General features: G+C 67.2%; 8 protein-coding genes. 2 read left to right on the forward strand and 6 right to left on the reverse strand.

Annotated elements, in window-relative coordinates; genetic code table 11:
• Positions 1 to 265: 265 nt before the first annotated feature.
• Both argF and ACE3SS_RS14005 read right to left on the reverse strand, forming a co-directional pair.
• Entirely contained in the window at positions 266 to 1210 is a 945-nt protein-coding gene (argF, locus tag ACE3SS_RS14000; protein ID WP_374594967.1) for an ornithine carbamoyltransferase, read from the reverse strand.
• Positions 1211 to 1254: 44 nt separating this feature from the next.
• A complete protein-coding gene (locus tag ACE3SS_RS14005) occupies positions 1255 to 2457 on the reverse strand; it encodes an aspartate aminotransferase family protein (RefSeq protein WP_374594969.1) in 1203 nt (400 codons plus the stop codon).
• A gap of 249 nt (positions 2458 to 2706) precedes the next feature.
• Between ACE3SS_RS14005 and ACE3SS_RS14010 the strand changes: the two genes are divergently transcribed.
• Entirely contained in the window at positions 2707 to 3036 is a 330-nt protein-coding gene (locus ACE3SS_RS14010; RefSeq protein ID WP_374594971.1) for a DUF3579 domain-containing protein, read from the forward strand.
• Positions 3037 to 3099: 63 nt separating this feature from the next.
• Here ACE3SS_RS14010 and rpsT read toward each other — a convergent pair whose 3' ends face one another.
• On the reverse strand, positions 3100 to 3399 hold the full coding sequence (rpsT, locus tag ACE3SS_RS14015) for a 30S ribosomal protein S20 (RefSeq protein ID WP_374594973.1): 300 nt from the start codon (positions 3397 to 3399) through the stop codon (positions 3100 to 3102).
• A 161-nt stretch (positions 3400 to 3560) separates the two neighbouring features.
• Between rpsT and murJ the strand changes: the two genes are divergently transcribed.
• A complete protein-coding gene (gene murJ, locus ACE3SS_RS14020; RefSeq protein ID WP_374594975.1) occupies positions 3561 to 5117 on the forward strand; it encodes a murein biosynthesis integral membrane protein MurJ in 1557 nt (518 codons plus the stop codon).
• Positions 5118 to 5135: 18 nt separating this feature from the next.
• Here murJ and ACE3SS_RS14025 read toward each other — a convergent pair whose 3' ends face one another.
• The 3 genes from ACE3SS_RS14025 to alr all read right to left on the reverse strand — a co-directional run.
• A complete protein-coding gene (locus ACE3SS_RS14025; protein WP_374594977.1) occupies positions 5136 to 5504 on the reverse strand; it encodes an antibiotic biosynthesis monooxygenase in 369 nt (122 codons plus the stop codon).
• Between the two features lie 22 nt (positions 5505 to 5526).
• Positions 5527 to 6888 (reverse strand): DNA repair protein RadA, encoded by a 1362-nt coding sequence (gene radA, locus ACE3SS_RS14030; protein ID WP_374594979.1) that lies wholly within the window; start codon positions 6886 to 6888, stop codon positions 5527 to 5529.
• Positions 6889 to 6901: 13 nt separating this feature from the next.
• On the reverse strand, positions 6902 to 7959 hold a 1058-nt coding region (alr, locus tag ACE3SS_RS14035), incomplete at its 5' end, for an alanine racemase (protein WP_374594981.1).

The raw sequence follows: 7959 nt of genomic DNA on the forward strand, positions 1-7959 counted from the left end.
TCTCGAAGGCTGTAATGGGGGTGCCCGCCAAGGCTAGAAGCGCGCGGGCACCAGGGTTTTGCGTTGAATCAGGCCAACAATTGCTCGGGGGCTTGGTGAATCACCGGAGCCGCCCTGTCGTCATGCGCGGTGTTGCGTCTGGGTTGTCACGATACCGCGCTTGAAGCTGGCGGCCACTCCGTCGGGACACATCGTTTGTTCGGATGGCGAGGTAGACCGACGTGCTGCTGCTCGACGGTCGCGGGGCGGGCTGAGCGAAACGCCATCAGCCGATGCGTCCGAGCAGCAGGTACTCCATGAGCGCCTTCTGCACGTGCATGCGGTTTTCGGCTTCGTCCCACACCACCGATTGCGGACCATCGATCACGTCGGCCGTGACCTCTTCGCCGCGATGGGCCGGTAGGCAGTGCATGAAAAGCGCATCGGGTTTGGCGGCGGCCATCATTTCGGCATCCACGCGCCAGTCGGCAAAGGCCTTGAGGCGTTCTTCGTTTTCGGCCTCCCAGCCCATGCTGGTCCAGACGTCGGTGGTGACCAGATCAGCGCCGTGGCAGGCCTCCATCGGGTCCTTGAAGGTCTTGTAGCAGGCCGGGTTCTTGACGCCGGCGATGGCCGGGTCGATCTCGTAGCCGCTGGGTGTGCTGACGTGTACCGTGAAGCCCAACACCTCGGCCGCCTGCAGCCAGGTGTTGGCCATGTTGTTGCCGTCGCCCACCCACGCCACGACCTTGCCCTTGAGGCAGTTGACGTTGGTGCCGCGATGCTCGACGTAGGTGAACAGGTCGGCCAGGATCTGGCAGGGGTGGTACTCGTTGGTCAGGCCGTTGATGACCGGCACGCGCGAATAGGCCGCGAAGCGCTCGATCTTGGTCTGCTCGTAGGTGCGGATCATCACGATATCGACCATGCGGCTGATCACGCGGGCGCTGTCCTCGATCGGCTCGCTGCGGCCGAGCTGGCTGTCGCCGGTGGTCAGGTGCACCACCGAGCCACCCATCTGATACATGCCGGCCTCGAAGCTCACGCGGGTGCGGGTGCTGGCCTTCTCGAAGATCATCGCCAGCGTGCGGTCGGTCAGCGGCGTGTACTTCTCGTAGTTCTTGAAGCGCTTCTTGATCTCGCGTGTGCGCTCGAACAGGTAGGCGTATTCCTCGGCGCGCAGATCCTTGAACTGCAGGTAGTGCTTGATGAGACTCATACCGGGCTTCATGGCAGATTGGGAGGGGCGAGACAACGGTGACGACGGCGCAGTCATCAGGCTGCGGGTTTCAGGACGTCGCGTACCAGCGGCACGAGAATGCGCAGGGTTTCGGCCACGTCGGCTTCAGTGAAGATCAGCGGCGGCACGAGGCGGATCACCTTGTCGGCCGTCACGCTCAGCAGCAGGCCGGCCTCGGCGGCGCGGCCCAGCAACTCGCCGCAGGGGCGGTCGAGCTCGACGCCGATCATCAGGCCCTCGCCACGAATGTCGACCACGCCCGGCAACGCGCCGAGCTCGCGCTGCAGGCCCGCCTTGAGCAGATCGCCGACGCGGGTGGCGTTGTCGAGCAGCTTGTCTTGTTCGATGATGCGCAGGGTTTCGACGCCCGCGCGCATGGCCAGCGGGTTGCCGCCAAACGTGGTGCCGTGGTTGCCCGGCTTGAGCGCGTTGGCCGCACGCGGCCCGCACACCACCGCGCCGACCGGCACGCCCGAGCCGAGGCCCTTGGCCAGTGGCATCACATCGGGCTGGATGCCGGCCCACTGGTGCGCGAACCATTTGCCGGTGCGGCCGATGCCGCATTGCACTTCGTCGAGCATCAGCAGCCAGTCGCGCTCGTCGCAGAGCTTGCGCACGGCCTGCAGGTATTCATGACGGGCCGCGTTGATGCCGCCTTCGCCCTGGATGGTTTCGAGGAACACTGCGACCACGTTCGGGTTGGTTTTGGCGACGGCCTCGATGGCCGCCACATCATTGAGCGGCACGCGCACGAAACCCGGTACCAGCGGCTCGAAACCCTGCTGCACCTTCGGATTGCCGGTGGCCGACAGCGTGGCGATCGAGCGGCCGTGGAAGGCCTTTTCGAACACGATGATCTCGGGCAGCGCGATGCCCTTGTCGTGCCCGAACTTGCGGGCGATCTTCAGCGCCGCTTCGTTGGCTTCGAGGCCCGAATTGCAGAAAAAGGCGTTGGTCAGGCCTGACAACTCCACCAGCTTGGCGGCCAGTTCTTCCTGCAGCGGCACCTGGTAGTAGTTGCAGCAGTGGATCAGCTTGCCGACCTGCTCTTGCAGCGCGGCCGTGAGCTGGGGGTGGGCATGGCCCAGGGTGTTGACGGCGATGCCGGCCAGCGCGTCGAGGTACTCACGACCCTCGGTGTCCCAGACGCGGCTGCCTCGGCCATGCGACAGCGCGAACGGCAGGCGGCCGTAAGTGGGCATGACGTGGGGCATGGCGGAGGGCAGGGGGGCGTTCATGAGGGCCTTTCAAAGCAACAACGCGGTCGCGTCGGAAAAAGAAAAGGCGACCCGCCGTGCTGGCCAGCCAGACGGGACGCCTCGGGAATTCTAAGGAATCGGGCCGCGCCGGCATAGCGCGGCCGTTTCCGTGCCGAAATTGCAAGAGACCCTAACACCAGGGTTGCCCGGTGTTGGCACGCATGTTGCGCCACTACACAATGCCGCAGCTTGGCGCGTTTCGCCCGACGAGCGCGCCCCTCATCCAACGTGAGCCACAAACCGCACAAGCCTCGCGAGATCTTCATCCAGGGCATCACCTTGTCCGGTCGGACCTTTCGTCCGAGCGACTGGGCTGAGCGTCTGGCTGGGGCGTTGTCCTCTTTTCGACCAGGGGGTGTGCAACATGGTGCACACGCGCACATCGGCTACTCGCCGTATTGCGTGCCGCGGGTCATCGACGGCGTGAAGTGCGTGATCGTCAACGAGGCGCTGCGCAGCATCGAACCCATGGCCTGGGACTTCGTCATGAACTTCGCTCGCGACAACGAACTGCAGGTGGTCGAAGCCTGTCTGCTGCCAGACCCGCCAAAGAGCTGAGCGCCGCCCGCAAACAAAAAAGGCTCGCAGTGCGAGCCTTTTTGCCGTGCCGGATCGGCTTGATCAGGCAGCGGTGGCCAGGGCCTTGACCTTGGCGGCCAGGCGGCTCTTGTGGCGAGCGGCCTTGTTCTTGTGGAACAGACCCTTGTCGGCGATCGAATCGATCACGCTCTGGGCCGACTTGAAGGCTTCGGAAGCCTTGGTCTTGTCGCCGGCCTGGACGGCTTTCAGCACGCCCTTGATGGCGGTGCGGAACTTCGAGCGCAGAGCCGAGTTGGCGGCGTTGAGCTTGACGTCCTGACGGACGCGCTTGCGGCCCGAGGCGATACGAACGGTCTTTTTGGCTTTGGATGCAGATGCCATGGTCTTGCGGGCCCTGTAGATGCTCGGTGGGAGGCAACGTGCCGCTGCCCCGGCCAGCCAATTCGCACCCCACGAGGGCCAAGTTGGTTGAAGAACCGAGCATTCTAACAGAAAGAATGGCGTCAATCCAGGGCCTGCCGGGGCGTTTCTATAATCTGGCGATGAGTTTGCTCAAGTCTGCGTCCACCGTCTCCCTGCTCACCCTGGCGTCCCGAATCACCGGTCTGGTGCGCGAGCTGCTCGTCGCCTCCTGCTTTGGTGCCAGCGCCGCCACCGACGCGTTCAACGTCGCGTTCCGCATCCCGAATCTGCTGCGGCGCCTGTTTGCCGAGGGCGCGTTCTCGCAAGCCTTCGTGCCGATCCTGTCCGAAACCCGCGCCCGCCAGGGCGACCAGGCCACCCACGCGCTGGTCGACGCTGTGGGCTCGCTGCTGTTCTGGGTGCTGGTCGCGCTGAGCCTTGCCGGGATCGCCGGGGCGCCGGTGCTCGTGTGGCTCATGGCGTCGGGGCTGCGCGATAGCGGGGGTTTTGATCTGGCCGTGACGATGACGCGCGTGATGTTTCCGTACATCGCATGCATGTCGATGGTGGCGCTGTGCTCGGGGGTGCTCAACACCTGGGGGCGCTTCGCGCTGCCGGCGGCCACGCCAGTGCTGCTCAATGTGAGCGTGATCAGCGCGGCGCTGCTGCTCACGCCGCAATTCAAGCAGTGGGGCGTGCAGCCCATCTACTCGCTGGCTTGCGGGGTGATGGTCGGCGGCTTGCTGCAGTTCGGGGCGATGTGGCCGGCGCTCAAGCGCATGAACATGTGGCCGCGCATGCGCTTTGGCTGGGCGGCTTGGCGCGCGTCCTACGAGCACCCCGGCGTGCGGCGCATCCTGCGGCAGATGGGGCCGGCGGTGATCGGCGTGTCGGTGTCGCAGATCTCGATGCTGATCAACACCCAGATCGCGTCGCACCTCGGTGCCGGGGCGGTGTCGTGGCTGACCTACGCCGACCGGCTGATGGAGTTCCCGACCGCCATGCTGGGCGTGGCGTTGGGCGTGGTGCTGCTGCCCAAGTTGTCGTCGGCGCAGGCCAAGGGCGACACGGCAGCGTTCTCGACCCTGCTCGACTGGGGGCTGCGACTGGTGCTGTTGCTGGCCTTGCCCAGCGCGGTGGCCTTGCTGGTGTTTGCCGAGCCGCTGGTGGCGGTGCTCTACCACTACGGCCGCTTTCAGCCGGTGGACGTGCAGCAGACCGCCCTGGCCGTGATGGGCTATGGCGTGGGTCTGATGGGGCTGATCGGCGTGAAGGTGCTGGCGCCGGGCTACTACGCGCGGCTTGATATCCGCACCCCGGTACGCATCGGCATCCTGGTGCTGGTGTTGACGCAGGTGATGAACGCGGTGTTCGTGCCGACCTTGCATCAGGCCGGGCTGGCCTTGTCGATCGGGCTGGGCGCCGTCATCAATGCGACCTGGCTGCTGACCGGCCTGATCCGCCGCGGCACCTATCAACCGGCGCCGGGTTGGTGGGCCTTCGGTGCCCGCGTGGCCCTGGCTTCAGCTTTGCTGGGCGGCGGCCTGTGGTGGGCCACGCACCACTTCGACTGGATCGGCATGCGCCACCTCTGGCGGGTGGGCACCCTGGCGGCCTGCCTGGTGGGCGCCGCCGTGGTGTATTTCGGCACCCTGCTGCTCACCGGTATCAAGCTGCGCGAGTTCGCGCGGCGTTGAGTCTGGCCCGCTGCGCGGTCAGCGGTCGACCAGTTGGCGCGCCGGCATGCTGTAGGCGCGCTCGACGCGGGCCACGCGCAGCTCGAAGCCGGCGTACCAGCGTTCGTGCCCAAGGCGCTGCGCTTCGAGGTGCTCGGCCTGGGCCTTCCAGGCGGCGATGTCGGCCTCGCTGCGCCAGTACGACACCGTGATGCCCAGGCCGTGGGCATCGCGCGCGCTTTCGGCGCCCAGATAGCCCGGCTGCTGCGCGGCCAGCGTGGCCATGCGCTCGGCCATTGCGGCGTAGCCGGCGGCGTCGGCCGTGCTGCGCTGGCTGGTGAAGATCACCGCGTAGTAGGGTGGTTCCGGCGTGCGGGCCAGGCCGGGGATCGAGGTGGGGGTGGTCATGCCGGGTGGCTCCTGGGTGATGTCACAGCCCGCGCAGCAGCTCGATGGCCTGCTCGACCCGCTCGACCGCGTGGATGATGAGACCTTCGATCGGCTTCTTGGGCGCGTTGGCCTTGGGCACGATGGCCACTGAAAAGCCCAGCTTGCCGGCTTCTTTCAGGCGTTCTTGACCGCGCGGCGCGGGGCGCACTTCGCCGGCCAGGCCGACTTCGCCAAAGGCAATGAAACCGCGCGGCAGCGCCTTGCCGCGCAAGCTGCTTTGAATCGCCAACAGCACGGCCAGGTCGGCCGCCGGCTCGCTGATACGCACGCCGCCCACCGCGTTGACGAACACGTCTTGATCGGAGCAGGCGACGCCGGCGTGGCGGTGCAGCACGGCCAGCAGCATGGCCAGGCGGTCGCGCTCCAGGCCGACGCTCAGGCGCCGCGGGCTGGGGCCGCCGGAGTCGACCAGGGCCTGGATCTCGACGAGCAAGGGCCGCGTGCCTTCGAGCGTGACGAGCACGCACGAGCCCGGCACCGGCTCGCTGTGGGTCGACAGAAAGATCGCGCTCGGGTTGGTCACGCCCTTCAGGCCCTTGTCGGTCATCGCGAAGACGCCGATCTCGTTGACCGCGCCGAAGCGGTTCTTGATGGCGCGCACCAGGCGGAAGCTGCTGTGCGTGTCGCCTTCGAAGTAGAGCACCGTGTCGACGATGTGCTCGAGCACGCGCGGCCCGGCCAGCGCGCCTTCTTTTGTGACGTGGCCCACCAGCACCATCGTGCAGCCGCTGGCCTTGGCGGTGCGCGTGAGGTGGGCGGCGCATTCGCGCACCTGGGCGACCGAGCCCGGCGCCGAGCTGAGCTGGTCGGAGTACAGCGTCTGGATCGAGTCGATCACGCAAAACGCCGGCTGCTCGGTCTCCAGCGTGGCGAGGATGCGCTCGAGCTGGATCTCGGCCTGCACCCGCACCTGCTTGCCATCCAGGCTGAGGCGGCGCGAGCGCAGCGCCACCTGCGCGCCGCTTTCTTCGCCGGTCACGTAGAGCACCTTCATCTGGCGTGACAGCGCATCGACCGCCTGCAGCAACAGCGTCGATTTGCCGATGCCGGGGTCGCCGCCGATCAGCACCACGCCGCCTTCGACGATGCCGCCGCCCAGCACGCGGTCGAGCTCATCGAGCCCGGTGGGAGTGCGCTCGACGTCCGCCGCCTCAATGTCGGCCAGCGTCGAGACCGGGCTGGACTTGGCCAAGGCCTGAAAGCGGTTCTTGCCGCTGCCGGCCGGCTCGGCGATGGTTTCTTCGAGCGTGTTCCATTCGCCGCAATGCGGGCACTTGCCGAGCCATTTGGGGCTGGTGCCGCCGCAGGCGTTGCAGGTGTAGATCGTCTTGTCTTTGGCCATGGGCTAGGTTCGATCAGGCCGTGACGGTGCCGGGCACGCGCTCGGCCACCGCGCACATCAGCTCGTAGCCGATGGTGCCGGCGTGTTGCGCGACCTCGTCGATGCTCAGCAGCGCGCCGTTGTGCGCCCGGCCCCACAGCACGGCCTCGCAGCCGGTCTGCACCTGGGGCAGGTGGCTCAGGTCGACGCACAGCATGTCCATCGAGACGCGGCCCAGCGTGCGGGTGCGGTGGCCGTCGACCAGTATCGGGGTGCCGGTAGGGCAGTGGCGGGGGTAGCCGTCGGCGTAGCCACAGCCGACCACGCCGACGCGCATGGCTTGTTCGGCGCGGTACAGGCTGCCGTAACCCACGGTGTCGCCGGCTTGCAGGTGCTGCACGGCAATGACCTGGCTGCGCAGCGTCATGGCCGGTTGCAGACCCCAGTCGGCGGCGCTGTGCTCGGGGTAGTCGGGCGAGGCGCCGTAGAGCATCACGCCGGGGCGCACCCAGTCGCCGCGCACCAACGGGTCGGTGCCGTGGCGCAGGATGGCGGCGCTGTTGCTCAGCGAGCGCTCGCCGGGCAGATCGGCCGTCAACTGGTGGAACAGCTCCACCTGATGCGCCACGCCGCGCGGGCCATCGGCGTCTGAAAAATGGGTGACCAGCGAAACTTCGTCCACCTGCGGCAGGGCGCTGAGGCGGGCCCAGGCGGTGCGGACGGTGTGGGGCGCGAAGCCCAGCCGGTTCATGCCGGTGTTGATCTTGAGAAACACGCGATGCGGCTGCTCGGTCTTGTGCATCGCCAGCCAGTCGATCTGCGCTTCGCTGTGCACCACGTGCCACAGATGCAGTCGCGAACACCATTCGAGATCGCGGGGCTCGAAGGCGCCTTCGAGCAGCAGGATCGGCCCGCGCCAGTCGAGCTCGCGCAGGCGCTGGGCCTCGGCGATGTCGAGCAGGGCAAAGCCATCGGCGGCGCGCAGGCCGTCGAAGACGCGTTCGACGCCGTGGCCGTAGCCGTTGGCTTTCACGACGGCCCAGACTTGCGCGTCGGGGGCGGCCTGGCGCACGCGGCGCAGGTTGTGTTGCA

Origin of the sequence: Aquabacterium sp., assembly GCF_041915145.1 — a bacterium.
Lineage (GTDB): Bacteria > Pseudomonadota > Gammaproteobacteria > Burkholderiales > Burkholderiaceae_C > Aquabacterium.